The sequence below is a fragment of the uncultured Alsobacter sp. genome (assembly GCF_945952055.1).
Classification (GTDB): domain Bacteria; phylum Pseudomonadota; class Alphaproteobacteria; order Rhizobiales; family Beijerinckiaceae; genus Alsobacter.
Genome location: NZ_CAMFHB010000022.1, coordinates 25,446 through 50,498 on the forward strand (window position 1 = coordinate 25,446; position 25,053 = coordinate 50,498).

Annotated in this window: 41 protein-coding genes and 1 pseudogene; 14 read left to right on the forward strand and 28 right to left on the reverse strand. The window is 67.1% G+C overall.

Annotated features, from left to right (window positions below; all coding sequences use genetic code 11):
• Nucleotides 1–3: 3 nt before the first annotated feature.
• Nucleotides 4–1,182, reverse strand: coding sequence for an HlyD family secretion protein (locus tag Q0Q47_RS16660; RefSeq protein ID WP_293862251.1), 1,179 nt, complete (start codon nt 1,180–1,182; stop codon nt 4–6).
• The gene (locus tag Q0Q47_RS16665; RefSeq protein WP_293862254.1) at nt 1,179–1,661 is read right to left on the reverse strand and encodes a MarR family transcriptional regulator; all 483 of its coding nucleotides are present in this window, start codon (nt 1,659–1,661) and stop codon (nt 1,179–1,181) included. Before Q0Q47_RS16665 ends, Q0Q47_RS16660 begins: the two co-directional genes overlap by 4 nt.
• Before the next feature lie 226 nt (nt 1,662–1,887).
• Here Q0Q47_RS16665 and Q0Q47_RS16670 point away from each other — a divergent pair, with 226 nt between their 5' ends.
• The 3 genes from Q0Q47_RS16670 (at nt 1,888) to Q0Q47_RS16680 (ending at nt 3,953) form a co-directional block, all read left to right on the forward strand.
• Nucleotides 1,888–2,655 (forward strand): Sir2 family NAD-dependent protein deacetylase, encoded by a 768-nt coding sequence (locus tag Q0Q47_RS16670; protein ID WP_293862257.1) that lies wholly within the window; start codon nt 1,888–1,890, stop codon nt 2,653–2,655.
• Nucleotides 2,656–2,778: 123 nt separating this feature from the next.
• Nucleotides 2,779–3,384: a cold-shock protein gene (locus Q0Q47_RS16675; protein WP_293862260.1), complete on the forward strand. Its 606-nt coding sequence runs from the start codon at nt 2,779–2,781 to the stop codon at nt 3,382–3,384.
• A gap of 80 nt (nt 3,385–3,464) precedes the next feature.
• Nucleotides 3,465–3,953: a DUF192 domain-containing protein gene (locus Q0Q47_RS16680; RefSeq protein ID WP_293862263.1), complete on the forward strand. Its 489-nt coding sequence runs from the start codon at nt 3,465–3,467 to the stop codon at nt 3,951–3,953.
• 171 nt (nt 3,954–4,124) lie between these two features.
• On the opposite strand, the gene Q0Q47_RS16685 is transcribed toward Q0Q47_RS16680, so the two are convergent.
• The 26 genes and pseudogenes from Q0Q47_RS16685 to Q0Q47_RS16805 all read right to left on the reverse strand — a co-directional run bounded on the left by Q0Q47_RS16685 (nt 4,125) and on the right by Q0Q47_RS16805 (nt 17,651).
• A complete protein-coding gene (locus Q0Q47_RS16685) occupies nt 4,125–5,315 on the reverse strand; it encodes a site-specific integrase (RefSeq protein ID WP_293862266.1) in 1,191 nt (396 codons plus the stop codon).
• 23 nt (nt 5,316–5,338) lie between these two features.
• Nucleotides 5,339–5,524: pseudogene (locus Q0Q47_RS31155) on the reverse strand (helix-turn-helix domain-containing protein); the annotation flags it as partial.
• Nucleotides 5,497–5,748, reverse strand: a complete 252-nt coding sequence (locus Q0Q47_RS16690) for a hypothetical protein (RefSeq protein ID WP_293862269.1) — start codon at nt 5,746–5,748, stop codon at nt 5,497–5,499. The gene Q0Q47_RS16690 and the pseudogene Q0Q47_RS31155, both read right to left, overlap by 28 nt.
• Entirely contained in the window at nt 5,745–5,963 is a 219-nt protein-coding gene (locus tag Q0Q47_RS16695) for a hypothetical protein (RefSeq protein WP_293862272.1), read from the reverse strand. The genes Q0Q47_RS16690 and Q0Q47_RS16695 overlap by 4 nt, the downstream gene beginning before the upstream one ends.
• On the reverse strand, nt 5,960–6,208 hold the full coding sequence (locus tag Q0Q47_RS16700) for a hypothetical protein (RefSeq protein WP_293862275.1): 249 nt from the start codon (nt 6,206–6,208) through the stop codon (nt 5,960–5,962). Before Q0Q47_RS16700 ends, Q0Q47_RS16695 begins: the two co-directional genes overlap by 4 nt.
• On the reverse strand, nt 6,205–6,486 hold the full coding sequence (locus Q0Q47_RS16705; protein ID WP_293862278.1) for a hypothetical protein: 282 nt from the start codon (nt 6,484–6,486) through the stop codon (nt 6,205–6,207). Before Q0Q47_RS16705 ends, Q0Q47_RS16700 begins: the two co-directional genes overlap by 4 nt.
• 119 nt (nt 6,487–6,605) lie before the next feature.
• Nucleotides 6,606–6,902 carry a hypothetical protein gene (locus tag Q0Q47_RS16710; RefSeq protein ID WP_293862281.1) on the reverse strand — a complete coding sequence of 99 codons (297 nt, stop codon included), beginning with the start codon at nt 6,900–6,902 and terminating at the stop codon, nt 6,606–6,608.
• Nucleotides 6,899–7,078, reverse strand: a complete 180-nt coding sequence (locus Q0Q47_RS16715) for a hypothetical protein (protein WP_293862284.1) — start codon at nt 7,076–7,078, stop codon at nt 6,899–6,901. Before Q0Q47_RS16715 ends, Q0Q47_RS16710 begins: the two co-directional genes overlap by 4 nt.
• Complete coding sequence (locus Q0Q47_RS16720) at nt 7,075–7,371, reverse strand: response regulator transcription factor (protein WP_293862287.1); 297 nt, start codon at nt 7,369–7,371, stop codon at nt 7,075–7,077. Before Q0Q47_RS16720 ends, Q0Q47_RS16715 begins: the two co-directional genes overlap by 4 nt.
• A complete protein-coding gene (locus Q0Q47_RS16725; protein ID WP_293862290.1) occupies nt 7,368–7,805 on the reverse strand; it encodes a hypothetical protein in 438 nt (145 codons plus the stop codon). The genes Q0Q47_RS16720 and Q0Q47_RS16725 overlap by 4 nt, the downstream gene beginning before the upstream one ends.
• Nucleotides 7,802–8,395 (reverse strand): HNH endonuclease signature motif containing protein, encoded by a 594-nt coding sequence (locus Q0Q47_RS16730; RefSeq protein ID WP_293862292.1) that lies wholly within the window; start codon nt 8,393–8,395, stop codon nt 7,802–7,804. Before Q0Q47_RS16730 ends, Q0Q47_RS16725 begins: the two co-directional genes overlap by 4 nt.
• A complete protein-coding gene (locus tag Q0Q47_RS16735; protein WP_293862295.1) occupies nt 8,392–8,835 on the reverse strand; it encodes a hypothetical protein in 444 nt (147 codons plus the stop codon). Before Q0Q47_RS16735 ends, Q0Q47_RS16730 begins: the two co-directional genes overlap by 4 nt.
• Nucleotides 8,832–9,029, reverse strand: a complete 198-nt coding sequence (locus tag Q0Q47_RS16740; RefSeq protein WP_293862299.1) for a hypothetical protein — start codon at nt 9,027–9,029, stop codon at nt 8,832–8,834. The genes Q0Q47_RS16735 and Q0Q47_RS16740 overlap by 4 nt, the downstream gene beginning before the upstream one ends.
• Complete coding sequence (locus Q0Q47_RS16745) at nt 9,026–9,493, reverse strand: zinc-finger-containing protein (protein ID WP_293862302.1); 468 nt, start codon at nt 9,491–9,493, stop codon at nt 9,026–9,028. Before Q0Q47_RS16745 ends, Q0Q47_RS16740 begins: the two co-directional genes overlap by 4 nt.
• Nucleotides 9,490–10,107, reverse strand: coding sequence for a hypothetical protein (locus Q0Q47_RS16750; RefSeq protein WP_293862305.1), 618 nt, complete (start codon nt 10,105–10,107; stop codon nt 9,490–9,492). Before Q0Q47_RS16750 ends, Q0Q47_RS16745 begins: the two co-directional genes overlap by 4 nt.
• Nucleotides 10,100–10,621 (reverse strand): HNH endonuclease, encoded by a 522-nt coding sequence (locus Q0Q47_RS16755; RefSeq protein ID WP_293862556.1) that lies wholly within the window; start codon nt 10,619–10,621, stop codon nt 10,100–10,102. The genes Q0Q47_RS16750 and Q0Q47_RS16755 overlap by 8 nt, the downstream gene beginning before the upstream one ends.
• The gene (gene bet / locus Q0Q47_RS16760) at nt 10,621–12,108 is read right to left on the reverse strand and encodes a phage recombination protein Bet (protein ID WP_293862308.1); all 1,488 of its coding nucleotides are present in this window, start codon (nt 12,106–12,108) and stop codon (nt 10,621–10,623) included. The genes Q0Q47_RS16755 and bet overlap by 1 nt, the downstream gene beginning before the upstream one ends.
• Nucleotides 12,108–12,635, reverse strand: coding sequence for a hypothetical protein (locus Q0Q47_RS16765; RefSeq protein WP_293862311.1), 528 nt, complete (start codon nt 12,633–12,635; stop codon nt 12,108–12,110). Before Q0Q47_RS16765 ends, bet begins: the two co-directional genes overlap by 1 nt.
• Nucleotides 12,636–12,638: 3 nt before the next feature.
• Entirely contained in the window at nt 12,639–13,604 is a 966-nt protein-coding gene (locus Q0Q47_RS16770; protein WP_293862314.1) for a radical SAM protein, read from the reverse strand.
• Nucleotides 13,601–14,686 (reverse strand): hypothetical protein, encoded by a 1,086-nt coding sequence (locus Q0Q47_RS16775; protein WP_293862317.1) that lies wholly within the window; start codon nt 14,684–14,686, stop codon nt 13,601–13,603. Before Q0Q47_RS16775 ends, Q0Q47_RS16770 begins: the two co-directional genes overlap by 4 nt.
• A complete protein-coding gene (locus Q0Q47_RS16780) occupies nt 14,686–15,180 on the reverse strand; it encodes a hypothetical protein (RefSeq protein ID WP_293862320.1) in 495 nt (164 codons plus the stop codon). The genes Q0Q47_RS16775 and Q0Q47_RS16780 overlap by 1 nt, the downstream gene beginning before the upstream one ends.
• A gap of 79 nt (nt 15,181–15,259) precedes the next feature.
• Nucleotides 15,260–15,598: a hypothetical protein gene (locus tag Q0Q47_RS16785; RefSeq protein ID WP_293862323.1), complete on the reverse strand. Its 339-nt coding sequence runs from the start codon at nt 15,596–15,598 to the stop codon at nt 15,260–15,262.
• Between the two features lie 14 nt (nt 15,599–15,612).
• Nucleotides 15,613–15,804 carry a hypothetical protein gene (locus Q0Q47_RS16790; protein ID WP_293862326.1) on the reverse strand — a complete coding sequence of 64 codons (192 nt, stop codon included), beginning with the start codon at nt 15,802–15,804 and terminating at the stop codon, nt 15,613–15,615.
• Entirely contained in the window at nt 15,801–16,106 is a 306-nt protein-coding gene (locus tag Q0Q47_RS16795) for a hypothetical protein (protein ID WP_293862329.1), read from the reverse strand. The genes Q0Q47_RS16790 and Q0Q47_RS16795 overlap by 4 nt, the downstream gene beginning before the upstream one ends.
• Complete coding sequence (locus Q0Q47_RS16800; protein ID WP_293862332.1) at nt 16,106–16,444, reverse strand: helix-turn-helix domain-containing protein; 339 nt, start codon at nt 16,442–16,444, stop codon at nt 16,106–16,108. Before Q0Q47_RS16800 ends, Q0Q47_RS16795 begins: the two co-directional genes overlap by 1 nt.
• A gap of 496 nt (nt 16,445–16,940) precedes the next feature.
• Nucleotides 16,941–17,651, reverse strand: coding sequence for a LexA family transcriptional regulator (locus tag Q0Q47_RS16805; RefSeq protein ID WP_293862335.1), 711 nt, complete (start codon nt 17,649–17,651; stop codon nt 16,941–16,943).
• Nucleotides 17,652–17,743: 92 nt separating this feature from the next.
• Between Q0Q47_RS16805 and Q0Q47_RS16810 the strand changes: the two genes are divergently transcribed.
• From Q0Q47_RS16810 to Q0Q47_RS16860, 11 genes are all read left to right on the forward strand, one after another.
• On the forward strand, nt 17,744–17,968 hold the full coding sequence (locus Q0Q47_RS16810) for a helix-turn-helix domain-containing protein (RefSeq protein WP_293862338.1): 225 nt from the start codon (nt 17,744–17,746) through the stop codon (nt 17,966–17,968).
• Between the two features lie 149 nt (nt 17,969–18,117).
• Nucleotides 18,118–18,453, forward strand: a complete 336-nt coding sequence (locus tag Q0Q47_RS16815; protein WP_293862341.1) for a hypothetical protein — start codon at nt 18,118–18,120, stop codon at nt 18,451–18,453.
• A complete protein-coding gene (locus Q0Q47_RS16820; protein ID WP_293862344.1) occupies nt 18,450–19,094 on the forward strand; it encodes a hypothetical protein in 645 nt (214 codons plus the stop codon). The genes Q0Q47_RS16815 and Q0Q47_RS16820 overlap by 4 nt, the downstream gene beginning before the upstream one ends.
• A 1-nt stretch (nt 19,095) precedes the next feature.
• Nucleotides 19,096–19,776, forward strand: coding sequence for a hypothetical protein (locus Q0Q47_RS16825; protein WP_293862347.1), 681 nt, complete (start codon nt 19,096–19,098; stop codon nt 19,774–19,776).
• A 15-nt stretch (nt 19,777–19,791) separates the two neighbouring features.
• On the forward strand, nt 19,792–20,100 hold the full coding sequence (locus Q0Q47_RS16830) for a hypothetical protein (protein WP_293862350.1): 309 nt from the start codon (nt 19,792–19,794) through the stop codon (nt 20,098–20,100).
• 414 nt (nt 20,101–20,514) lie between these two features.
• Nucleotides 20,515–21,126, forward strand: coding sequence for a hypothetical protein (locus Q0Q47_RS16835; protein ID WP_293862353.1), 612 nt, complete (start codon nt 20,515–20,517; stop codon nt 21,124–21,126).
• A gap of 291 nt (nt 21,127–21,417) precedes the next feature.
• Nucleotides 21,418–21,960 carry a hypothetical protein gene (locus Q0Q47_RS16840; protein ID WP_293862356.1) on the forward strand — a complete coding sequence of 181 codons (543 nt, stop codon included), beginning with the start codon at nt 21,418–21,420 and terminating at the stop codon, nt 21,958–21,960.
• A 3-nt stretch (nt 21,961–21,963) separates the two neighbouring features.
• Nucleotides 21,964–22,464, forward strand: coding sequence for an HNH endonuclease (locus Q0Q47_RS16845; protein WP_293862359.1), 501 nt, complete (start codon nt 21,964–21,966; stop codon nt 22,462–22,464).
• Nucleotides 22,465–22,544: 80 nt separating this feature from the next.
• A complete protein-coding gene (locus Q0Q47_RS16850) occupies nt 22,545–23,030 on the forward strand; it encodes a hypothetical protein (protein WP_293862362.1) in 486 nt (161 codons plus the stop codon).
• Complete coding sequence (locus Q0Q47_RS16855) at nt 23,030–24,442, forward strand: DnaB-like helicase C-terminal domain-containing protein (protein ID WP_293862365.1); 1,413 nt, start codon at nt 23,030–23,032, stop codon at nt 24,440–24,442. Before Q0Q47_RS16850 ends, Q0Q47_RS16855 begins: the two co-directional genes overlap by 1 nt.
• Nucleotides 24,443–24,489: 47 nt before the next feature.
• Nucleotides 24,490–25,053, forward strand: coding sequence for a hypothetical protein (locus Q0Q47_RS16860; protein ID WP_293862368.1), 564 nt, complete (start codon nt 24,490–24,492; stop codon nt 25,051–25,053).

The following is a 25,053-nucleotide window of genomic DNA, read 5'->3' on the forward strand; positions in this document are numbered from 1 at the left end:
CCGTCAGCGCGAGGCGCTGCCGGCGGGACGCGCCGTCGCGAACAGGCCCAGGAGCGAGGCGAGGCTGCGCTCGCGCCGCGTGTCGATCTCGACGTTCGTGCTCATGCCGGCCCGCAGCTCGCGGGTGTCTTCGCCCGGCGCGAACTCGATGCGCACGGGCACGCGCTGGACCACCTTCACCCAGTTGCCGCTGGCGTTCTGCGGCGGAAGGATCGCGAACTGGGCCCCGGTGCCGGGGCTGATCGCGGCGACCCGGCCATGCCAGACCCGGTCGGGATAGGCGTCGACCGTGATGGTCACGTCCTGGCCGAGCTTCATGTAGGTGAGGTCGGTTTCCTTCGGGTTGGCGTCGATCCACGCGTCGGCATCGGACACGATGGAAAAGACCGGCGTTCCCGCGGACAGGTAGCGGCCCATCTGGATCGCGGTCACCTGGGTCGCCGTGCCGGCGATCGGCGCCTTCAGCAGCGTGTTGTCGAGATCCCGGCGGGCGCGGTCGAGCGCGGCCTGCGCGTCCATGTGCGGAGGATAGGCGACCAGCGGCAGGTCGGGCTGGCCCTGCAACTGGTTGAGCGCCGCCGCCTTCTGCTGCTCGAGCTGCTCGAGCTGCGAGCGGGACGCCGTGGCGTTGATCTCGGCGTTGTCGACGTCGGCCCGCGAGCCGGACCGGTTGCCCAGGAGCTCGGTCTTGCGCCCGGCATCGGCCTCGCGCAGGGCGACCGTCTGGCGCGCGTTGACGATGAGCTTGTCGACGCTGGCCAGCGTCGCCTTCAGCGTGGCGAATTCGGTCTCGGTCTGGGCGAGCTTGGCCCGCGCCTGCTGCACCGCGATCCTGTAGGGCTCCGGGTCGACGGTGAACAGCGCATCGCCGACGGCCACGTGCTGGCCCTCGCGGACGGCGATGTCCGTGACCTTGCCGGACACCTCCGGCGTGATCAGAACCTTCTGCGCGCCCACATAGGCGTTGTCGGTCGAGATGTAGCGCCCGCCATTGAGCCAGGCATAGAAGCCGCCGCCGGCGGCGATCCCCGGGATCAGCAGCAGCAGGACGAAACGCAGCCCGCCGCGCTTGCGGGGCGCCGCCGCGGCGGCGGGGGCAGCCGCCTGCGCGGGCTTGGCCTCGGCGGCGGACTTGGTGTCGGGGGCGGACTTGCTCTCGAGGGCGGAGTTGGCCTGGCTCATGACGCCCTCCGGTCCGCGGCGGTGTCGTCGTCGCCTGCCTGGGTTCGCTTCAGGTTGGCCTTCAACTGGCCGAGCGTCTCGAACAGGGCGCGCTGGTCCTGCAGGGCAATGCCGCGAAAGGCTTCCTCGAGGAGGCCGTTGCCCAGCACCGACAGACTGTCGATGACGGGGTAGGCCTTGTCGGTCAGATGCAGGCGGCGGACGCGCCGGTCGGCGGGGTCGTGGCGGCGCTCGACCAGTCCTTCGTCGCACAGCTTGTCGACGAGCCTGCCCAGCGTGATCGGCTGGATGTCGAGGATCGCGGCGAGATCGTTCTGGCTGAGGCCCTGGTGGCGCTGGATGCGCACCAGCACGGCCCAGCGGGCGCGCGACGTGCCGAGCTCGGCGGCCTTCTGGTCCGTGGCCGTGCGCATGAGGCGCGCGGCGTCGGCGAGGAGGAAGGCGATCTCTCGCTTCAGGTTGGGCGTTGCTGCGGGCATGGATCCGGAAACGGCTCGAGGGTGCGCGGCAATGGCCGCACGCAAAACATAAGCCAGCTTAATATAGGGTGGCTGTCTAACCTTCAACACGCGCCGGGGTGGCGCCGGCGCATGGCTCGTGCGAGCGGCACGCGGAGCTGCCGCGGCCGACGTTGCAAGCCAAGACGCTTGCGCCATCTTTGGTGGAGGCCGCCCGATCCATGGCCTGCAGGGACCCGACACCGGAATGACCGTCATCACGACCGCGCAGGAGGGGGCCAGTGCCCTCGCCGAGGTGATCCGCGGGGCCGAGCGGATCCTCGCCTTCACCGGCGCCGGCATTTCGACCGAGTGCGGGGTCCCGGACTTCCGCTCCCCGGGAAGCCCCTGGATGGTGAACAAGCCCATCCCCTACGAGGCCTTCCTGGCCAGCGCCGAGGTGCGCCGCGAGGCGTGGCGGCGCAAGTTCACGATGGACGATCACTACCGCGGCGCCCGCCCGGGTCGCGGCCACCGCGCGCTCGCCCGCCTGCATGAGGAGGGGCGCCTCATCGGGGTCGTCACGCAGAACATCGACGGGCTCCACCTCGCCTCGGGGATCCCGGCCGAGCGGATCGTCGAGCTGCACGGCAACGGGACCTATGCCACGTGTCTGGATTGTGGCCTTCGCCACGAACTCGCCGACATTCGCCCGGTGTTCGAAGCAACCGGCGCGGCGCCCGTCTGCCAGGACTGCCGCGGGCCGGTGAAGTCGGCGACGGTGTCCTTCGGGCAGGCCATGCCGGAGCAGGCGATGCGCAAGGCGCTGGCGATGGTCGCCGCCTGCGACGTCTTCATCGCGATCGGCTCGTCACTGGTGGTGCAGCCCGCCGCGCGCCTGCCGGTGATGGCCCGCCAGACCGGGGCGGAACTGGTGATCCTGAACGGCGAACCGACGCCGGTGGACGCCGTCTCGAACCTCGTCGTCAGGGCCGATATCGGGGACGTTCTGGAGGCCGCCACAGTCCCACAATGAGACACTGTGACCGCGATGCCATACGGTTGTGGACATTGTGGCGACATGAAGCTTTCGCGTGAAGAATCATGTTGCATATGGTTAACCTGAGGTTGACGGCGGCGGTCTCACTGGTGTTTCCCGATGGCGGACGAATTTCCATTCAAGCCTTTGCGCGTTCAAGACGCGGGTGGCCTCGACAAGCGCGAGGCCGGCCTTGATGAGGCAGGTCTCGAACTCGTCGAAGTGACGGGCACGATCAAATGGTTCGACGTGTCGAAGGGCTACGGTTTCATCGTGCCCGACGACGGCACGCCCGACGTGCTGCTGCACGCCACGTGCCTGCGGCGCGACGGCTACCAGACGGCCTATGAAGGCGCGCGCATCGTGTGCGAGGCGCAGCGTCGGCAGCGTGGCCTGCAGGCCTTCCGCATCGTCTCGATGGACACCTCCACGGCCCTTCATCCCTCGCAGCTGCCGCCGGCCCGGACGCATGTCTCGGTGGCGCCGACCAGCGGCCTGGAGCGCGCCGAGGTGAAGTGGTTCAACCGCCTGCGGGGCTTCGGCTTCGTGTCGCGCGGGGAGGGCACTCCCGATATCTTCGTGCACATGGAAACGCTGCGCCGCTACGGCATCACCGAGCTGAAGCCTGGCCAGATCGTGCTCGTGCGGTTCGGCGACGGCCCGAAGGGCCTGATGGCCGCCGAGGTGCGTCCCATCGAAGGCAGCGTCATCCCCTCATCACACTGAGGCGACCCGGCTCGCGGATCGTTGACCCTGCCCGCGAGGCGGAGCAAGGTGCCGCTCCCGTTCAGCCCGGAGCACGCGTGATGCGTCTTGCCTGTCTCGTCCGTCTCCTGCCCGCATCGCTGGCCACCATCGCGGCGGCGCTGGCCTTCGTGTTTCTCGCGGCCGCTCCCGCCGCGGCCGACGCCGCCCTGGAGAAGCTCGTCATCGTGACGGCCCAGGGCCCGAAGAGTTTCGACGTCGAGGTCATGCGGACGGACGAGGAGAGGGCGCGCGGCCTGATGCAGCGCCGCTATCTCCCCGAGGACCGGGGCATGCTGTTCGACTTCAAGAAAGAGGGTCCGGTCATGATGTGGATGAAGGACACCTTCATCCCGCTCGACATGGTGTTCATCCGCAAGGATGGGACGGTCGCCCGCATCGCCGAGATGACCGAGCCGCACTCGTTGCGCACGATCCCCTCGGGCGAGGACGTGCTGGCCGTTCTCGAGATCAACGGGGGCATCTCCGCCAAGCTCGGCATCAAGGCGGGCGACAAGGTCCGGCATGCGCTGTTCGGCACGAAGCCTTGAGCGTGGCGGCGGCTCGGACCTTGCTCCGCCGCCGCACCCCATGCTAGGCGAGGACGGCGGTCGCGAGCCGTGCCTGTCCAACGGCCGATGTTGGTGCGGCGGGGTATAGCGCAGCCTGGTAGCGCGGAAGTTTTGGGTGGTTCCGTTCACCCGGTTTGAGCACCACCTCAACTACTTGGCCCGCTTCGCTTTTCCGTCGATGACGGGCGTTTCGCGCATCACCCCTACGGGACTTTCTACGGGACTCGATGTCGCCATCGCGTCGAGCGCGTCGCGAAGGTCGTCGTGCAGGACGTGCGCGTAGCGGACCGTCGTCGTGATGTCCTCGTGCCGCAGCAGCACCTGGGCCATCTTCAGGTTCCCGGTCTTCTTCACCAGGCGCGTCGCGGCCGTGTGCCGGAGGTCGTGGAACCGGAGGCTCGTCAGGCCGGCTTTCACCTGGGCCCGGCCGTAGGCGGTGTCGACGCCGCTCGTGGTCATCGGCCGCCACGCCGGCTCGGGGACGGCCTTGGTCGGCTCGGGCCGCCAGCAGAACACCCGCTCCGTGATGGCGCCGCGCTGCAGCCGCATCCGCTGCAGGCGGTCGCGCACGTCGACCGGCATCGGGATCGTGGCGGTCTTGTCCCCCTTGCCGGTGATGGTGATGCTCCTCGAGCTCCAGTCGATCGCCGCCCACTCGAGGCCGACGACCTCGGCCAGGCGCAGGCCCAGGCGCAGGGTGACGAAGACGATGTCGTGGTAGCGCGGGTTCAGGGCGGCGAAGAGCCTGGCCTCCTCCTCATCGCTGGCGGACCGGATCCGCTCCTGCGGCTCCTTCAGCATCAGCGTGCGCCACGGGATCGGCTGGATGGTCTTGTCCCCCCACACCTCCCGGGCCCGGGTCAGCAGCTTGCGGAGCGGCTCGGTCACGGACCGGTTCACCGTCGAGGGGGAGACGCGCTTGGGCTCCTTCCGCGGCCGCCGGCGGCGCTGGTGCTTGGACACGGTCTCGGCCGCGCGGTTGATCACGAACTCGCCGCGGCGCTTTGCAACGATCTCGGCAATTTTTCCGCCGGAAATGGCGCTGAGCAGGGTGTCCTTGCCCAGGTGCTCGATCAGGTAGGCGAGGGACCATTCCGTCTGGTCCGGCCGGGCGTGGTGCTGGCCGACCTCCACCCAATAGCGCTCGCACGCCTCGTCCAGCGTCATGCCGGCGGCCGGCGGCGGGGCGCTCAGTTCCGCCCGGGCTTCGTCGCGCTTGCGCTTCTCGACGGCCTTGGCGTCCCGTTCATTCGAGCAGCCAGTCGAGCCGTAAAACCGACGACCGTTGAGCCAGAAGTCGTAGACGTAGAACGGCGTGGCCTTGGTGCGATAGACGGACATTCCGTCCTCCTCCGCGCTGCCTTGAAGGATTCAAGGTCGGCAGCATCGAACCGGATCTGCTTCCGATGCAAGCCGCGTCCGACGTTGATGTAGGTGATGTCCCCGTTTCGCACGTGCTCACGGAGCGTCCGCGGGGCGATGCCGAGCGCCTCGGCGGCCTCGTCCAGGGTGAGAAGGGGCGTCATGGGCCCCCCTCCGAATAGCCCCATTCCCCGTCCCGGACCGCCTCGCGCTTGCCATCCGCGTAGGCGACGCAGATGTGCCCCTCCTCGCTGAAGACGCCGACGATCGTCGCGGGGATGATGATTTGCTCCACCTTCGGGGAAATGGGCACCAGCATCGCGTCTTCGCTGAACGCGACCGGCTCCATGAACGATCGCACCTTGATCACCACGACGGGGTCGCCGATCGCCGGCTGGCGTTTCGTCATCATCGCGCGCCGACCATTCGCCGGTAGACCCTGATCGCCTCGACGGGGTCATCCCCCGATCCGAGAACCTGCTCGTGGAAGACGGAGCACAGGTTCTTCACGAGGTGCCATCCTCCGCCCTCGGCCGGCTTCAGCGCCAGCTGCCGGCGCTCGGCCCACTCGAAGTCCGCGTAGATGTCGTCGAGCTCGTCCTGAGGGTTTGCGACGGGGCGCCTCATGGCACATCCCCGACCATCATGAGGACCGGCGGGTGCATGGTGCCAGCCAGCTTCAGGATCACCGGCGCGCCGGCGTTGAGCCGCATGAGCTCGTCCGGCGTCGGCTCCCAGGACGTCACCATGACGCTCGCCTCGAAGCCCGTCCCCGGGAGGATCTCGAGCGTCTCGTCGCGGATGGAGAGGCCGGTGAAGCCCTGCGACTTCCCGACGATGCGGGTGCAACCGCTGATGTGCTTGGAGATCATTCCATCACCGAGAAGCAGTTCGGGGTTGTGCAGTAGGCGTGGAGATGGCCGTTCGACCGGGCCCGGGCCCAGCGGATCGTGCCGCCGCAGACATGGCAGGGCACCTCCCCGCTGGTGCCCCGCCCCTTGTTCGGCCCGGGCGGCGGGATGGCGGCCATCCCCTTGGCGAGGCGCTCCATGCTGGCGACGCGCTCCAGGCGCTCCGCCTCGACCTCCTCCGGCGTGTATTCGGCCCGATGCGAGCAGCTGCCGGCGTAGAGGTCGCTCGTCTTAGGCATGCAGCGGCGCCAAAAGTGAGCCTCCGCGTTGTCGACGCCAGCAGCGCACGTCGGGTTGCCGAGACCTTCAGCGTTCGGCAGCGTGTGGCCGTAGTGCCGGCAGTGTCCTGATATCGCGCTCATCCCTTGGCCTCCGGCGCGAAGAAACACGGCGGCTTCCCGTTCGGCTGGATCACCGGCATCGTCGCGTAGCGAGGGAAGGATCGGCACCAGTGGAACTCGTCGTCGAGCGACGGGCGCGCCTGATCGAACGGGATCACCTGACCGGTCGGAAGCACCCATCCGTCATCGGATCGACGAACGGTCTGGGCCGAGATCATCTCGCAGTCGGCGTCTGAGCAGCATTCGCTCGGATACCAGGAGTGCGCAGCGGCGGGCCCGGCGGCCAGGATGAGGAGGATGGCCAAGCGCTTCACAGCGACCACCTCCCTGCGATGAAGGCGGAAGCGATGCAGAAGGCCACGAGTGCGAACGCCGAGAGGAAGTAGCCCTTGCCTTCGTGCGTAGGGTCGTGCCGCTCGGCAATGGCGCCGAGCGAGACAGCCAGAACTCCTGTGATGACAGCCAAGGCGGTGCATACCGCTACGATCATGGCGCGTCTCCGTAGTCGTGCAGCGCCCGTGAGGCGGTGAGAGCGGGGTAGGGGCAGGCGGCCGCGATGCGCCGGAGCGCCTCCAGCAGGGCCGTGACCCTCGGATCGGTCTGCTTGTCGACCAGCATCAGCTGGGTGCGCCGGGTCACGCCGAAGTGCCGGAGCAGCTTCTTCACGTGCACCTTGACGGTCGCATCGGCGATGCCGAGCTCGCGGGCGATCGCCTTGTTCGGTGCGCCCCGCTGGAGGTGGCCGAGCACCTGGAGCTCGCGCGGCGAGAGACGCTTCCTCATGGCTTCACCTTCGAGCGCTTCGGGAACGGCCGGCTGGGCCAGGGCTTCTTCGCCCGGCGCGCGCCGCGGTCCTCGTGGTCTGCAGGGAGGAAAGCGGGGTTGTCGCGCTCCAGGAGGCGGGTGCGGAACTCCTCCTGGCGGGCGGACAGCCGGCGGACCTTGGCGATCTTGTTGGCATCGCTGCCGGCGGTCGTGATCCGCTTCTCGCCGCCGCGCCCGAACGTCTTCTCCCGATGCTCGGCGATGCGGAGCATCTGGATGTGCACGGGGTCGTTCGCTGGCGGGATCGTGTCCTTCTTCTCCGGATCCCACTCGCGCAGGGCGAGCGGCGGCTGGTGGTCCCATTCGACCTGTTCGACGGTGAGCCCCATGGCCTCAAGCGCCACGATCAGCTTCACTCGGTCGGGGATGGCCTTGCGGCGCTTCTCCGTCATGGCGCCACCCGCGGAACATGCTTCCAGGAGCGGCCCTTCCGGACAGAGTCGATCGTCTGGTAGCGCACGCCATATTGGGCGGCGAGCGCGGCCGTCGGCCGGTCGCTCCGAAGGATGTCGCGGACCTTGGCGTCTGTCAGCTTGGCCTGATGCTGCTCTTGGCCGCATGTCATGGCGAAGTTCGTGCGCCGTCCGCGCTCCATCACGTCCTGAGAATTGTCTTTTGGCGTCCCAGGCTTGAGATGCAGCGGGTTAACGCACGGCGGGTTATCGCACCGGTGAAGGACGAAAAGACCGTCCGGAACGGGGCCCACGTTCATGACGTATGAGTGACGATGGGCCAGGGTGCTCGTCGCCCCCTTCACCACGAAAATGCCGTAGCCCCTCCGGTTTAGCCCCCCGACCCACGGCCAGCACTCCTCGGGACCCCGGCGGTCGACCTTGGACCAGAAGCGTTCCGCGACGCGCTGATCAGCTAAACGTCGGCAGTGCGCTTTGCGGCATGGTTTCGAGCAATAGGAGCGCGGGCCCTTGCTCCTGCGCGGCCGTTCGATCGTTGCGCCGCAATTCGAGCACGTCATGACAATCATCGGACGCCCCCACGATAGGGCGACGCATCCCCCTCCGCCTCACGCCGGAGAGCGGAGGGGTCCATGCCCGGGCAGACCTCTTCGGTCACGTACACGATCAGCTGCTCGATGAATTGGGAGAGCTCCTCCCGGTCCAGGTCCGCCATCGAGCGCACTTCGACTATGACGCGGTCGCCCTCGACCACGGTCTCGTTCGTGAACCAGCCGTAGCGATGCTTGACTTCGTGGATGATTCGATCTCTGGAGGTTGGGGTCGCGGAGTTCTCTGCTGCCCGATGGGCCAGCGCATTCGCGAACCGCATCTGCTTCTCGCTGGCGCCGCGGTAGGGCTTCAGGATGAAGAGGCATGGCTCCATCTTCCGGAGCTCACGCAGGTCGATCGGCGCCGCGTAGGTGAGCCGCTCCCCGTCCCAGCGAGCGATTACCTGGGGCCCCTTCATCGCCCGCTCCACCAGCCGGTCGCACCCAGGAAAAGCTCGATCGCGCCGACCACGGTCACCACGCCGCCGAAGAACCAGTGCGATGCGTGCGGCGCCCGGATGAACCATTCGACGAGCATGCCCAGGCCCTGGGCGGCGATGACCGCGCCGATGATCACGAAGGAGAAGTCGAGGAGGGAGAGGACGTCGGTCATGTCCGGATGCCCTCCTTCGACTTCGCCCACGCGCGGATCTCGGCGTAGGTCCGGCCCTGCAGCGCCAGCCACGCGGCCCGGCACTGCTCGATGTCGAAGTGCCCGATGTGGCACTCCTCAGTCGTCAGGCCCATCCTCGCGGCCAGGAAGGCGTAGACCCGGCCGCGGGCCTTCTGCCGGATGCGCTTGCGCTGCCGCGAGGTGGTGTCCGCGTAGCCGCCGCTCTCGGCCGCCGTCTTCCACAGCGGGTCGAACATCTGGTCGTGGAGCTTCGAGCGCGCGGCGCGGAGCTCGGGGCCCGCCGGCGTGCCGACGGCCTTCGTGGTCCCGGGGTGGCACCCCACGTGCGCGCCGCACTCGTCGCAGAGGTAGCGAGGGTTGGCGCGGAGATCGGGGCGCTTCGGGTAGACCTCGGCGCCGGTGGTCAAGCGGGTCGGCTTCCCGCAGCAGATGGGTGCGGTCATGCGTCGATGTTCCGGAGCTCGGGGTCGAAGGTGTAGGCGGCAACCCATGGGTTGGCGTCCCAGGCGTCGGGGCCGTTGATGCTGTCCCAGAGGCGGTGAAACCACGCCCGCGGGCTCTGCGTGATCCACGGCCGGTCCGACAGGCACATGACCGGGTTGCTGCCGTCCTGAGAGGTGTCGCGGTGGCTGGGATCCACCGGTGCCCCTTCGTCCAGAATGTCAGCCTCGCTGATCTCCTGCAGCCGCTGGACCCGCACGTCGGAGACGGTGAGCGTCAGCCGGCTGGCCAGACGGGGCATGTGGATGGAGGGCCTCCACATGCATCCGCAGCACGCCCCGGGTTGGCGCTCCCCGTCCGCGCGGTAGATCACGCCACCTTGAACCGGGGCGAATGCCTCACGGACCCACAGCCGGTCTCCGACGGCGTAGCGGACCGGGAGGAAGTCGAGGGCATCACCATCCTCGTCGGCGGTTGCCCAGATGCCGTTGTGGGTGATGATCGACGAGAACGGCTGCACAGGCTGCGGCTTCAGGATTCGCCGGGTCTGCTTCTTTCGGCCGTCGATCAGCGCCAGCACCATCGGTGCGCTGAAGAGGATGGGGAGATCAGCCACGGCGGACCTCCTCCAGGTGCGGCCAGGTTTTCCCCCTGACCAGCATGCTGATGGCGGAGGCGCTGACGTTAAGGTCGGTCGCTATGTCAGAGAGCAGATCGCCATTCCGTCGGCGCATGATCGCAGACCGGGCTTGCTCGTCTGTCAGCTTGCTGCCTGGGCTCTTGTCTCCGTGTCCGCGCGTACCGTGCCGGAACTTGTCATGCTCGTTCTCGCGGCGCGTCGCCCACCTCAGGTTTTCGGCGCTATCGTTCGATTTATCCCCGTCGTTGTGGGCGGCCTCGTGCTTGTCGCTCGGTCGCTGGCCATGGAAGGCAGAACAGACCAGCACGGCCACTTTGATGAACGTCTTGGTGCAGTTCTCCGACAGGTTGACGTAGGCATATCCGTGAGTCCTGGTCGGGCGGAGAACCCGGCGAGGAACGGCGCCACGTGCCGCCGCCACGCGGCGAACCCTCCCGTCGTCGGACACCTCGTAGGAGGGGAAGTTGTCGCAGGATCGCCACTCCACCATCACGCGCCCTCCGCCGGCCGGGCCTTGTCCGCGGCGTCCGCGGCGGCGTAGAGTTCCTTGTCGAATTGCCGGAGGTGATCCCGGTCAGCGGGTTGCAACTTTGCAAAATAAAAGTTGAGCCGCTTCCGCCCCTCGAGCGCCTTCGCGCGCGCCTGGGTGAGCAGCGGATCGGGGTCGACAGCCTCCTGCGGCGGCGCGGGCGGGCCGTCGGTGGCCTCCGTCGAGGAGGCAGGCTCGGGAGTTTGCCCGGTCTGTTCCGGGGCTCCCTCGCCCTCCGCCGGGGCGGCGTCGCCGCGCGCATCCCCGGGGATCTCGTTCGCTGAATCCTTCGCGACTTCCGCCGCGGCTTCGGCCTGGGCCGCCGCCTCGTCCGGGTCGACGGCCGCGGGCTTCTCCTCGGGCGCCTTGACCTTCGAAGCGGCCCGGGCCTCCTCGATGTTCCGCAAGCGCTGGGCGACCCGCTCGCGGTTCTCCGCGACCATCTTGTTCGCTTCGTTGTAGTAGTCGTCCGGCGACTGCTTCACCTCCATGGCGAAGTTGCTGACGGTGGCGTCGATCTGGTCCGACGTCAGGCACTTGTCGAGCTCGGCGCGGAGATCATCCAGGAGCTTGTCCCAGCGTTCATCGCCAGCCTGCTGCTGCTCCTTCGGGGCCGTGGCCTGCGGCTTGGCGGCCTGCTGCTGGCCCATCTCGCCGTAGGCCTGGTCGGTGCGCCCCGTCGGCGCCGGCGTCTGCCGGTTGACGTGGACGGCCGTCGGCGGCGCCGCGGACTTGTCCTCCAGCGCCGCCGGCGGGGCGGGCGGGCCGTCGATCGCCGGCGTCACGTCCCTGGCGATCGCCGCCGGGTCCATGATCTGCTGCCCTTCCATCTCCTCGGCCGTGTAGTCGTTTCCGAGCTCCTCGGGGAAGGCGCGGCGGAGCGCGGCGGCCTCGGCCACCTTCTCCAGCTGGCCGCGTGGCCGCTTGGCCCACATATCGTTCGGGAGATCGGTGTTGCCGACGCGGGCGTAGCTCTCGGTCCAGTAGACCTTCGGCCCGACGAAGGCCTTCGTGTGTTCGCCGAGAACCCTGTGCACCGTCATGCGGCACCACTCAGGGAACCGCACCGTCACCGACCTGGTCCCCTTTTTCGTGGTGCCGGTGAACGTCTGCTCGACATCCGGGCCGAAGATCGCCTCGTCGATGCCCGCGTACTGCTTCGTCCGGAACGCCGTGGTCCGCACCTCGGAGATGCCGGGCCACACCGTCTCGATGTAGCCCTGCTTCTCGCTCGACCACATCGGGACGACGTGGACGGGCTTCTTGAAGATGTCGAGGTTGCGGGCGCGGCAGTAGCCGAGAGCCATGATCACGGCTTGGGCCGACTGCGCCATCGGGAAGATCGCTTCGGTGAGCACCTTCCACTCGCCTTCATCCACCTGGTAGGTGGTCAGGGCGGACTTGTCGTATGGGAGCCGGACAGCCGGCAGGTTGCGTTCGGCGCTCATCAGGCGGCGATCCTCTTCTTCGACTTGTTGCGCTGTTGCGTCGAGCGGTCGGCCCACCGGCAGTTGCCGGGCTCGTAGTGGCCATCCGGGTCGATGCGATCGATGGTCAGGCCGGCCGGGCGCTCACCCATGTCGGCGAGGAAATTCTGGAAGCCGTCGTCGCCGAGCCACTGTTCGCAGACACGGATGCCGCGGCCGCCGTAATGGCGAAAGTTGTCTGCGTCGGGATCCGTGCAGCGGACCCGCATCGCGACCCATGTCGAGTATGTCGGTGATTTCCGTTCCGTTCGGGCGTGCCCGTGATCGGCGCGGTTCAGCGAAACGAGCGCCCCCGTTGCGCACCCGCAGGACCGGCACCGACCTGCGCGGACCAACCATCCATCCCGACGGATCTCGGCCCCACAGTCGCAGCGAAACAACCACATCGTCCGCTTTCGGCCGTTGTGCATGTCCCCGTCGCGGCGGACCCCCGTCAGGAATCCGAACCGCTGCCCGGTGATGTCTATCGCCGCGTACGGGGTCTTCATGGTTCACGCCTCCGCGGTTGGGGCGTGGACTTCGGGACGGCCGGCGCCGATGCTGGGCCGGGCCTTGTCGGGGTGCTGGCGCATCCAGTCCTGGACGAACCACAGCTGCCCGCACCCGCCGCCGATCGTGTCCTGGCCGGCCGGGTCGAAGACGCGGACATCGAATCCGCGCTGGACCAGCATCGCGCCGAAGTCGGTGGCCAGCTTGCGCTGGCGCTCGTTCGTGGCCGGGAGCCCGTCGGAGCGCTCGCACACGACGGACACGGTCGCGCACCAATAGTCAGGGTCGAACAGGCAGAGGAGGCGATCTGCGTCATCGGCGGCCGAGTTGCCGTCGTGCGCGCAGTAATTGAAGAAGGGCCTGCGCCCGGTCGCCGCGTACCAGTGCATCCCCTGGCGCACGATCTGGGAGAGCGTCAGCTTCTTGCGAAACGGGATCAGCTTGTCGCGTTCGTGATCCAGCGTCTCATGCACGGAGAACTGCAGCCCGACAGGCGGAACGTCCCAACTCAGATTCTCGATGGCGGTCCACGCATCCGGGCCCACATCCGGGGCCGACGTAGAGATCAGCAGCGCGGCGTTCGGGTAGAGGACGTGCAGCGTGCGGATCGCCACCTCGAGGTTCAGAGCGTTGAGCATCGGCTCGCCCATGCTCATGAACATGATCTGCAGGCGCTTCATCGACGCCGGGTTGACGCCGGTCTCCTCGATGCACTTCTCCACCTGGGCGACGATCTCGCTGGAGGTGAGGTTGCGGACGAAGTGATCGCCGGCGCCGCAGAAGCGGCATCCCATCGGGCACCCGGACTGCGTCGAGCAGCAGATGACCGTGCGGTCCTCGTAGGTCGGGTAGCGGTAGAGCACCGCCTCGGCGACCGCGTCATCTCGGGTGAAGACGAACTTGGCGACGTTCTGGGCCGCGTCGTCGATACGACGGACGTCCGACCACGTTGGGGTGAGAGTGTTCATCGAGCGACGTCCTCCTCGTAGACCTCAGTTCCTGGGATGGGGATCGCGGAGCTCGGGCCGTTCTTTTCGGCCCAATCCTTCGCGGCGAATTCGCCGGCGGGTGTCTGGATGAACGCCTGCTTCACGGCGCTCATGTCGAGGATGCGGACCCGCTTCACGCTCTTGAGCCCGGTCTTGCGGGTGCCCGCGCCGCCGGCTCGCACCGCGGTCGTGGGCACGGTCGGCGCGACAGGGGCCGGGGCAGGGGCCTGCTGCGGTGGATCCTCGCCGCGCTCCGCTGCCGCGGCCGCCGCCGCTGCGGCACGCTCCTCGGCGGCCTTCTTTGCAGCCGCCGCGGCCTCGTCCTGCATCCGCTTCTTCTCGGCCTTCAGGAACTCGCCGATGGCGTCGCGCACGGTGACCTTCAGGGCGGCGGCATCGGCGATCACGTCGCGCCACTTGTCGTCGACCGCCCGGCCGGCGAGGAGGTGAGGCTCCTTCTCGTCCTTGCGCACCTCATCCGCCCGGGCCTCGAGCTTCGTCGCCCGGTCGCGGTACTCCGCGGCGAGATCCGCCTGCTCCTGCGTCAGGATCTTGCCGCCGATCGTCGCCAGCCACTCGTCGAAGGCCTTCTTCGCGGTGGTGACCGCGTCGACGGCGAGCTCGTGCTTCGACGGGCCGTCGGCCTTCTCGGAGTTGTCGCCGATGCCGCGCTCGTCGGTCGCCGGCTTGTCCTGCAGCGCGGCCGTCGCCTTCTCCTGGACGTCGTCCGGGAGATCAGCGGGCCACACCCGGTGCTTCTGGACGTGCTGGTAGTGCTCGTAGGAGATCGGCGTCTTGCAGCAGGACTCGAAGATCCCGTAGACCTCGTCCTGCCCGGAGATGCGGCGCGCCTCGACGCCGATACCTACGAGGGCGCTCCACACTCCATCCGGCGACTTCCAGGTCGCCACAGGATCATCCGACCCCGGACGCGTCTTGGTCGCCTTGAACTTGCGCCGCCAGTAGCCCTGCTGGGGCTCACCCATGACGACCGACTGGCGATGCCCCTTGAGGGCCATCTGCCACCACAACCAAACGCTCGCCTCCGGAGCCGCGCTCATCAGAACTGCTCCGCGGGGGAGCCGCCGACCGCGGCGATCGCCTCGGCCGTATCGGTGATCGATGGTGGGGCAGCTGGGTAGAATTCCTCGACGGGCGGCGGCGCTGGCGCGGGCTCCAGGGGAGGGGCCGGGCCGTCGATGATCTTCGGTGTGGTCAGCGCCTTGAAGATCTCGCCGGTCTGCGGCGGGCACCGCTCGACATCGCCAGCGGACACCACAATCGGGGGCATCCCGTCTTCGATGGTGCAGACGACCCAATCGCCCACGATGGCCTGGACAACAGCAGCGCGCTTCATCGGCTGCGCCAGCGTGTGCACCATAACCACTTCGCCCACGTCATAGTGGCGCGTGATGACGTTGTGGATTTCCTCAGGGAGGACCGACAACGTCCGGTATCCGATCTCCACGAAGACCGATGCACCTGGCCGCGGGTCGCTGGTGACGATCGCGCGGATGGCAACGACGTCACCCTTCCGCAATGGGTGGATGCTCATGATCAACCTCTGGATGTTTTGTCGTTCGAGTCGTGGGGTGGACGCCGCGCCGGCTCATCATCGGCGCGGCGTCGCGCCGTCACTCCGCGGCTGCGGGAAGGGGTTCAGCCTGCGGAGGGACGGGAGGCGCCGCCTCCGCGGCAACCGGGGCAGGGGCGCGCTTCGGCTTGCTCTTGAAGTCGCCAGCTGCGTAGCGAGCGTTCCGGCAGAACCGAGCAGCCGCCTCAATGTGCTTGGCGAGCTCGGGCCTCTTGCCGGCCATGGCCTCGAGGAAGTCTTCCTGGGTGGCCTCGGACAGAACCTCGGCGGCGCTCAACTCCGGCGGCTTCGTCTCGGCGGCCTTCTTCAGCGACTTCTCGTACTCACGGCACTCCTTGGCCGTGTCGAAAACCTTGCCGTCTTCAGCGGCGTACTTCATCGGATCAACCTCGATCAGCGGTAGGTGTGATGGTCGACGGGGCCCGGCAGATCGCCGTAGGCCTCGTCAAGGTCGCCTGGTTCATCGCGACCGCTTTGCGCGTGAGCCCAGACAAAGACGAAGATCAGGAAGAGGACGACCGCGACGGCGAGCATCGGGGCGACGACGAACAGCAGCGCCGCGCGTGCGATCTCGAGCCAGGTCATGCCGCGCTCCTGGCGCGGGCGGTGGCGTCAGATCGGATCTCGCCAAGCCGGAGGTTCAGCCACGCGGTGATGCGCTCGATCTGGCCAGCGTTGAATGTCGGTCCGCGACGGAAGAACGGCACATCGTCCTCGATGGCCATCCATTCGCGAAGGTCGGCGCGGTACAGCGCCCAATAGGAAATCCGCTGGTTGATCTCGACGGCCTTCATCCCCGCGTCGGGAATGCCGTCCAAAGCGCGCTTGCAGTCCGCCAATACGGACAGGACATCGCTCGCGTCTGCTGGCACGAAATCAGATGGCATCACAGCGCTCCTGCGAGAAGCGAGTTCAGCCGGCGGATCTCGACAACGAGCGTGTTCAGCAACGGGATGAGCGCGGTCGGCGCAGCTTCTGGTAGCGCCTCCTCAGCAGCGAGGCCGATCAGCCACGCTGCATCACATCCAAAAGCACTGGCATAGTGCGCTGCGCTCGCAGCAGGGATTCCATTCTGGGTATTCTCGTGTGCCGCGTAGGTCGAAATCCGAATACCAAGCGCGCGCGCGGCCGCTGCGGCGGTTTCATAACCAGCACTCTTCCTCGCCTGGCGAAGACGGCTCGCCACGTTTTCGGCCTTCTGTCGCAAATCGGAGGGCTGCGGCATGTCGATCTCCGTTTCTGAAGCCGAATATAGGCGCATGCGCATAACGTCGCAACAAAAAAATGCGAATGCGCCTATTATGCCTTGCCAATGTGGCGGGTGCGACGATAGGAGTCGAAAGCCCCCCGGCTGGAACCGGAGGGCTTTGAAAACGAGGGCGGAGGGTCGGAAGACCGTGGCGCCCAAACCTGTACGAAACAGGAACTTCCCTACCACGGGGCACGGCCAAGGGAAAGCCCAGTCCGAAAGGGTGAGGGGCGGCCGTCGGAGAGCAGGTTCTCCGTGATAGCAGCACCCAAGTCGCAGGGGCCCTGCAGCCACCTTCGGCGCCAGTGAACGGCCCCGGCTCCGGCCAGCATGTTCACGGCATAGGGAGAACCTCGTGGTGCCGCAAGGCCCAGGGGCTTTCTCGTCCTATGCCAGATCCAGCCCCTCACCAACCAGCATGAAAGTTGAGATCTGGTGTCGAATCACCAAGCTCGAGAAGCGCGACCCGCCATCAGATCGCATCTGCGCCGTAGGCTGATATTCGCTTTATGGCCTTGTCGTAGACCACTGAGGCAATAACGACGCCGAGCACCTCAGCCTCTTGCTCCTGACTGAACTCGTCGTGATTCGCCCTATACGGAATGGGCGATTGGTGGATCGGATTGGTCGACCGGGGCCAAAGCCACACGCGCCCCTTCTGATCGAGAACGACCTCCTTCACCGTGGCTTCGAAGTCGCCCGACTCACCAGGCTGGATAACCACAACCTTGTCTCCGTTGGCGAGCTCCCAATCATAATCGTGCACACGCGCCACGATGATGATCGCACCTTCGGGATAGACGAGGTTCATCGAGTCTCCGCGGACTTCGAATGCAGAAAAGTCCGTCTGGATCAGACCAGACGGTGCGGGGATCTGGATTTTGTACTGGCGATCCTCAGGCCACTCGATCGCGGGCACCCAATCGCCAGCCTGCACATGCCCCACAACCGTAGCGTATAAGCTCCACGTTTTTTCGGTATCTTGTTCCGCTTCCGTCAACTCCTCAAAGCTGATGCCAAGCGCTCGCGTTATGGCGTCGTAATTCCTGAACTGAGGCGTCTCGGTCCCGCGTTCCCATTTTGAAATCGTGGATTGGTCGACGCCGATCAACTGAGCGAACTCGACCTGCGTCATTCGACGCTCGCGGCGGATCTTCCTGAGAAGTGCGGGTAACTTGTTCATGGCCCGCTCTACTCCCTACGCAGCACATGCAGCAAATGCGGATACGCCTTAAATCGGTTGCCACCTTATGCGAATGCGCCTATATTCGACCCATGAGCCCGATCAAAAACATCCGCGTTAACCTGTTCAAGCTCACGCAGCCCGAGTTCGCCCGTGTGATCGGCGTGGACCAGGGGACGGTGAGCCGTTGGGAACGAGGCATGGACCCCACGCTAGGCCAGGCCCTCAAGATCAAAGAAGCAGCGTTGGCACGCGGCCTGGAGTGGGACAGCGACCTCCTGTTCCAGGTCGCCCCGGATAATCAGGCTGCCGAGTGACCGACGTGGTGGCCCTCTCGCATTCTGCTCAACCGCTGCCATCGCCGTCTCCATTCGGGGTGGGGAAGCCGCGTTGCAGCGCTGGCGTCCCTGCTGACCTCGCCGCCCGTCTCAAGCGGCCTTCGATGAACAGATCATCGGAGGTTCGCGTGTCGCAGTCGCCTCGTTCCGCAGGTTCAGTTGAACCCGGACGGATCTTCAACTTCCTGCGTTCGGTCCACCCCTCGAAGACGGCGGAGCATGTGTCCGCTGACACCGGCATCCCCCGCGAGACGATCCACACCTGGTTCGGCCGCGGCTCGGCGCCGTCGTGCGCGCATGTCCTGGCGCTGATCACCGCCTACGGCCCCGCCTTCCTCGCCGCGGCCCTGCCGGCCCGGCCCGCGTGGCTGGATGGCGCCGTGCGGGAGGAGAGGCGGCAGCGCCTCGAGGCAGAGATTTCCGCTCGGCAGGCCGAGCTCGACGCGCTCCGGAGCGCCCTGTGAACGACAACATCCAGATCGACCTCGACCACCAGTCCTATGCGCATCTCCAGCGCCTGTCGGACGAGACCGGGCGAAGCGTCGAAGAGCTCGCCGCCTCGCTGCTGGCCGAAGTGCTGCACGACGACGCGGAGGCGCACCAGCCGCCACCGCAGCCGATGAAGGTCTTCATGGAGAACGGGCAGCAGATGCAGCTGCCGGAGATCCGCGTGACCATCACGCCAGGGAGCCCGCCGCCGAACGAAGGCACATCGGCGAGCCGACCAAAGCTCAGCGAGGCGGGGCTTGCGGCGAAACTGCCGAAGCTCCGGAAGACGGCCGCCGAAATCCGCCACGAGGCGCGCACCCGCGACCCGATCCTGGTGGAGAAGGAAGCCCGCCTGCTGCAGGAGAAGGTTCCGCTACCGGCGAAGCGCGGCCCGGGCCGGCCCTCGGGCGCCAAGACCGACAAGCCCGCGCCGCCGGCGCCGGCGGGCATCGTTCCGAAGGTGACCACGCCGACGACGGACTGGACTGCCGGCGAGGATTCGACGCTGAAGCTTCTCCGGTCGCTCGGCAACGGCCCCTACGATATCGCCAAGACGTTGAAGCGAGACGTCAACGACGTCCGCAAGCGCATCTCCGAGTTGTGGGTGAAGAAGTGAGATGCGGCGGAAGACCCATAGCCGGGCCGACCGCGGCGCCGACGCCTACTTCACCCCACCTGTCGGGATCCTCTCGCTCCTGCATCTGGAGGAGGGGAAGATCCCGCAGGTTGTCCTCGAGCCCGCGTGCGGGGATGGCGCCATCGTCCTTCCCATGCGCGCCGCGGGGTTCCGCGTCATCGCCTGCGACCTCATGGAGCGGCGGTGCCCGGACATGACAGCAGGGCTCGACTTCCTGGCGGCCGACGGCATCACCAGCGCCCCGGCGATCGTGACGAACCCGCCCTACGGCATCGGCACGAAGTTCATGCGCCGGTGCGTGGAGATCGCACCCTATGTGGCAGCGCTCCTACCGATCAACTTCCTGGCCGGCATCAACCGCCGGCCATGGCACGAGACTTCACCGCTCGCGCGGGTGTGGGTCGCCAGCCGGAGGCTCCCGATGATGCACCGGGAGGGCTGGGACGGCCCCAAGGCGTCGAGCTCCATGGACACGGGCTGGTTCATCTGGAGCCGCGAGCATCGCGGCGCGCCGGCGATCCGCTTCTACGACTGGCTGGAGATATGCGGCGATGGGCCCATGGCATGCGACGCGAGCGCTACTCGCGACCGGGCTCACCAGATTGGCGGAAGCGACGAACTGGTTGACGTCGAAGCTGATCTGGTTGTCACGACGGGTTGATCCGGAGACACGGCTGTGAGCAGGCGAGATCTCCCTCCGGAAGACCCCATCCTGGCGCACGTCGAGCTCGTGACCCGCGAGCACCAGGCGCACCTCCTCCAGGCGATCGGCAAGGGTATGCAGGACAAGCGCGTCATGCACGCCATGCTGCTCGGGCACCTCCATGCCTACGCCGACTTCCTCCGGGTGACATACGGCCCAGAGAAGGCGGCCGAGACGTTCTTCGTGCTCGCCGACGATATCATCGCGAAGGCGCGCCCCGACGACCTGCCGCCGCCGCCGCCGGCCCGCAAGCGCTGGCCCTGGACATTCGGCAAGCGCTGAAGGGCAGGACGATGTCGCACCTGATCAACGGGATGGAGACGGAGCGCCCCAAGCGCATGCACCCGGACATGAGCCACTGGCGCCAGCTTCGGCAGACTGTGTTCGCGCGGTTCGGAGGGTTCTGCGCAGCCTGCCCGTCGCCGGCCGATGACCTTCATCATCGGCACTACGACCGCTTCGGCTGCGAGGAAGAGGGGGACGTCGTCCCGCTCTGCCGCGATTGCCACGAGGCGATCACATCGAGACTTCGGGCCGCACGGTACGCCGAGCGGGCCAAGCCGGCACCGGCCGTCGAGCCTGTAGAGAGGGCTCCTAGGCCGGTGCCGCGGAAGGCGGTCACCCCCACGCCTGTCATTGGGGGCTTACCGGTCGATCGGCCTGCACTGCCGTCGCCGGGCCTGACGAGGTTCTGACATGGCATACCGCACTTTCCAAGTCGAGATCGGCGGCAGTTCGCTGATCATGCACAACGGCCGCTCCGCCAACCCGGCGGACCAATTCGCCAAGGCGATGAAGGCCATCTCGTCGAAGAAGAAGAAGACCGACGCCGACTACGAGCATCTCGCGAACCTGGAGTTCCGTGCCGGTCTCTATGCAAACCACAAGGGCGAGGTGGTGCTCCCGGGCCACGTGCTCGAGGCCGCGATACACGGCGGTGCGAAGAAGTCCAACGAGGGCAAGCTCGCCCTGTCCGGTCTCTTCGTCGATGGGGATGCTGAGTTCCGCTACGACGGCGCGCCGAAGACCGTCGAGGAGCTCGAGGCAGATCCGGACTTCCGGATAGTGGCGCTGGTGAAGGTCGGGACGGCACGTGTTGCGCGCACCAGGCCGCATTTCAAGAACTGGACAGCGACGTTCAGCGTCTCGGTCGACCTCGCGGTCATCAACCCCGATCAGCTTCGACGCTGGCTCGTCGACTGCGGCGACTACGTCGGGATCGGCGATTGGCGCCCGCGTCACGGACGTTTCGCTGTTCAACGGATCGCCGCGATCGAGCCGAAGCCGGCTCTGCTCGCGGCCGAATAGTCGATCAGGGCGTGCCACGGCGAGGTGGGGTGCGGCAAGGCTAGGTAGGGCGTGGCTGGGTGTGGCGAGGCGCGGTTCTCATGGCGAGGCACGGAACGGCCCGGTTGGGCGAGCCGTGGCATGGCGAGGCCAGGCAGGGGATGGCATGGCGAGGTTTTCACGGCAAGGCGAGGCTGGTCGAGGCCAGGAATGGCGCGGCAAGGCACGGCTTGGCAAGTCCCGGCGGAGTGAGGCGGGGGCGAGGCAGGGTTTCTATCAGGCAATGTCTGATCAACACGGAAGGTAAATGAAATGGCACGCACACTAAAACCAGGTGACGGCGGCTCGACGGCCGCCAAGATCACCCTGACCGACCTCGACCGGTTCCTCGCGGACGCCAACCGCCACAAGGCGAACGCGTCGGAGCATGCCGGGTTCCTGGGCCAGGCGACCTCGCAGTTCTGCGATCGCTTCGGCCTGTCCCGCAAGGCGGTGACGTGGACCCGCACGCTGGCCGGGCTCGAGCCGGCGAAGCGGACCGAGATTGTCGCCGAGCTCCTCATGCTGTTCGGCGTGAAGGGCTGGATGGACGAGAACACCCTGTTCGGCACGCCGCAGGAGCAGGCGAAGGCCGACGTCGACAAGCAGAAGGCCAAGGGCAAGAAAGGTGACGGCGCCACCGGCGCGGACATCCAGAAGACACTCGACGCGGAAGCCTCGAAGGTCGTCCCGCTGAAGACCGCCGCGCCGACGGAGGCCGCCAAGCCCATCGACGAGTTCGACGCCGCCGCGCCGCCGGCCCCGCCCGCGCCGCCGCCGGCCCCCACGGCGCCCGCCACCGGCACGGTGCAGTAGGCCATGAGCATACCCCACGACGTCCTCTTGAGCCGGCTCAGCTACGACAAGGAGACCGGCGATTTCCGTTGGCTGATCAAGCCTTGCGCGCAGGTCGAGATAGGGGACGTCGCGGGGACGATCGCCAATACCGGGTATCGGGTGATCTCGCTCCTAGGCCGCACCTATCTGGCTCACCGGCTGGCTTGGTTCTATGTGACCGGCGAATGGCCGAAGGGGCTCATCGACCACAAGAACCGCACCGAGGCCGACAACCGGTGGGACAACCTGCGGCCGGCTGGGAGGCCTGAGAACGGTTTCAACGCCGTCGTCCATCGGGACAACCGGTCCGGCGTCAAAGGTGTGTGGTGGTCGCAGAACAGGTGGTGCGCCGGCATCTGCGTGCGAGGCAAGCGCATCCACCTTGGCCGGTTCACCTCAATCGAAGATGCGGCGGAGGCCTATCGAATGGCTGCAGAGAAACACCACGGCGAGTTCGCGCTTGCGGGACAGGCGGTGGCATGATGGCCGAGTGGACCAAGGGGCCAATCCTCTCGCTCGACATAGGGTCAGCCCTGGGCTGGTGCTCCGGAAAGCCCGGGTGCGTGAAGCCGCTGTTCGGCACGGTCCGGCTCGGCAGTGAAGGCGCGACGCCCGAGGACAAGGGCGTCGCGTTCTGCCGCTGGTTCGACGACATCGTGGCCGTCGAGCAGCCCTACGCTGTCTGCGTCGAATCCAGCATGGACCCCGCGGTCATGCTCCGGGTCGGCAACGGCTCGAAGGGGCTCCGCCTCGCGCTGGGCCTCAACTATCTCGCGTGCACCTATGCGCAGATGAAGGACATCACCCTCATCCGCCAGGTGAACGTTGATGACCACCGCCGCCACTTCCTGGGCCGAGCCCGGTTCAAGGGCGGGAGTGACGAGGCGAAGCGCTCCTGCGTGGCGCGCTGCCATCAACTCGGGTGGAAGGTGCCAGACAACAATGCGGCCGACGCGTGCGCAATCTGGGACTACGCGTGCGCCGTGTGGGCGCCGCGAACTTCCGCCCAGCAAGCGATAGACCGCATGGCGGCGGGGGTGCGCTTCTGATGCACCCCGGCGAGGTCACGGTCCCAGCGAACGTCGACACGGAGCAAGCGCTCCTCGGCGCGCTCCTGCTGCAGAACGGGCTCTATGCCCGGATCTCGCGCCTGGTGTCGGAGGACGACTTCTATGAGGACGTCCACCAGAAGATCTTCAGCCTGATCGTCTCCGCGATCAGCCAAGGCCGCTCCGCCAGCCCGATCACCATCAAGAGCTACATCGAGGACACCGACCTCGGCGGCATGCGGGTGTCCGAGTACCTGGCGCTCCTGGTCACGAACACGGCGACCACCGGCAACGTCGAGGAGTACGCCAAGACGATCCGCGACCTCGCGGCGCGCCGGGTGCTCATCACCATCGCCGACCGCATGAAGTCGGAGGCCTACACCGCCGGCATCGACGTCCCCGCCGTGGAGATGGCCCGGGAGGCGATGAAGGACATCCACGAGGCGGTGTCCAGCAACGGGGAGGTGAAGCAGGCGGCGTCGATCGGCGCGATCGCCGCGCGGGTCACCCAGATCACGACCGACCGGCTGCAGGGCAAGGAGCAGAACCTGCCGACCACCGGTCTGGTCGACCTGGATAAGGCGCTCGGCGGCGGGTTCCGGCCAGGGCGTCTCATCGTCCTCGCCGCGCGGCCGGGCGCCGGCAAGACCGTGCTGCTCACGTCGACCATGCGCCAGAGCGCGGCCGTCGGCTGGGGCGGGCTGATCTTCAGCCACGAGATCGACGAGGAGGAGATCGGGGCCCGCATCCTGGCCGACGAGTCCTTGGACAGCGAGATCGGGAAGATCGAGTACCAGCGGATCATGAACGGCTGGGTGAGCGCCGCCGAGGGCCAGAAGATCGGCGAGCTGCACCGCGTCGTGCGCGACTACCCGCTGCGTGTGGACTGCTCGTCCGGCCTGACCATGGCCGAGATCGAACTCCGCACCAGGATGGAGATGGAGCGCATGGACCGCGCCGGCCGGCCGCTGAAGGTCGTCGGGATCGACTACCTCCAGCTGATCAAGGCGTCTGGCGAGTACCGGGGCAACAAGGTTCTGGAGCTCGGCGGGATCGCGCTGCACGCGAAGGAGATGGCGAAGCGGCTCGGCATCTGCGTGGTGATGCTCTGCCAGATCAGCCGCGGCGTCGAAGGCCGCGAGGAGAAGCGCCCGACGATCTCTGACCTCCGCGGATCCGGCGAGATCGAGGAGACCGCCGACGTCGTCGGGCTCCTCTACCGCGAGGCCTACTACATTGAGAAGTCCCCCGAGTACCAGCGCGGGGAGGAGGGCTCGATCAGCCTCTACCTCTCCCGCCAGCACGACCTCGAATTGATCCTGGCGAAGAACCGGCTGGGCCCGGTCCGCACGGTCAATCTCTGGGCCGACATGAAGTTTTCCGCCATCCGAAGCGCGAGTCTGCCGGTATGAAATTCGACCCAAGATTGATCGCACTGCGAAACACCGTCGGCACGGACATGACCGTCGTCGTGTCGTGCGTGGCCCTCGCCGACAACAAGCTGGATGCGGTCGCGATGGCGGCCATCCTGGAGATCGACCCGGAAGTGGTTTCCGGCGTCATGGAGACGGCCCGGGAGATGGGGCTCATCGCCGCCGTGAAGAAGGATGCGGCGAAGAAGGATGCCGAAGCGAAGGCAGCGCGGTTGCCTGAGGACTGGCGCCTGATGAGCAAGGACGGGGAGTACGCCAAGCAGTTCGGGTTCTCGTACGACGAGATCCTGTCGATGGCGCAGAAGTTCAAGAACTACTTCCTGTCGAGCGGCGCGAAGAAGGTGTCGTGGTCGCGGACGTGGATGAATTGGGTCCAGACCGAAGCCGAGCGGAAGGGCAAGAAGGTCCATCATGATCAGACCCTCTTTGCCGCCCCGCCACCACCAACCGACAGCCGCGCCGGCACCTACCGGATCGCGGTCGACGCCTGGAGGAAGTCCCGCACGTGGAACCACGCGCTTGGGCCCGAGCCAGGTGAGCCGAACTGCCGGGTGCCGCCGGAGATCCTGCGCGAGTTCGGGGTGGCGTGA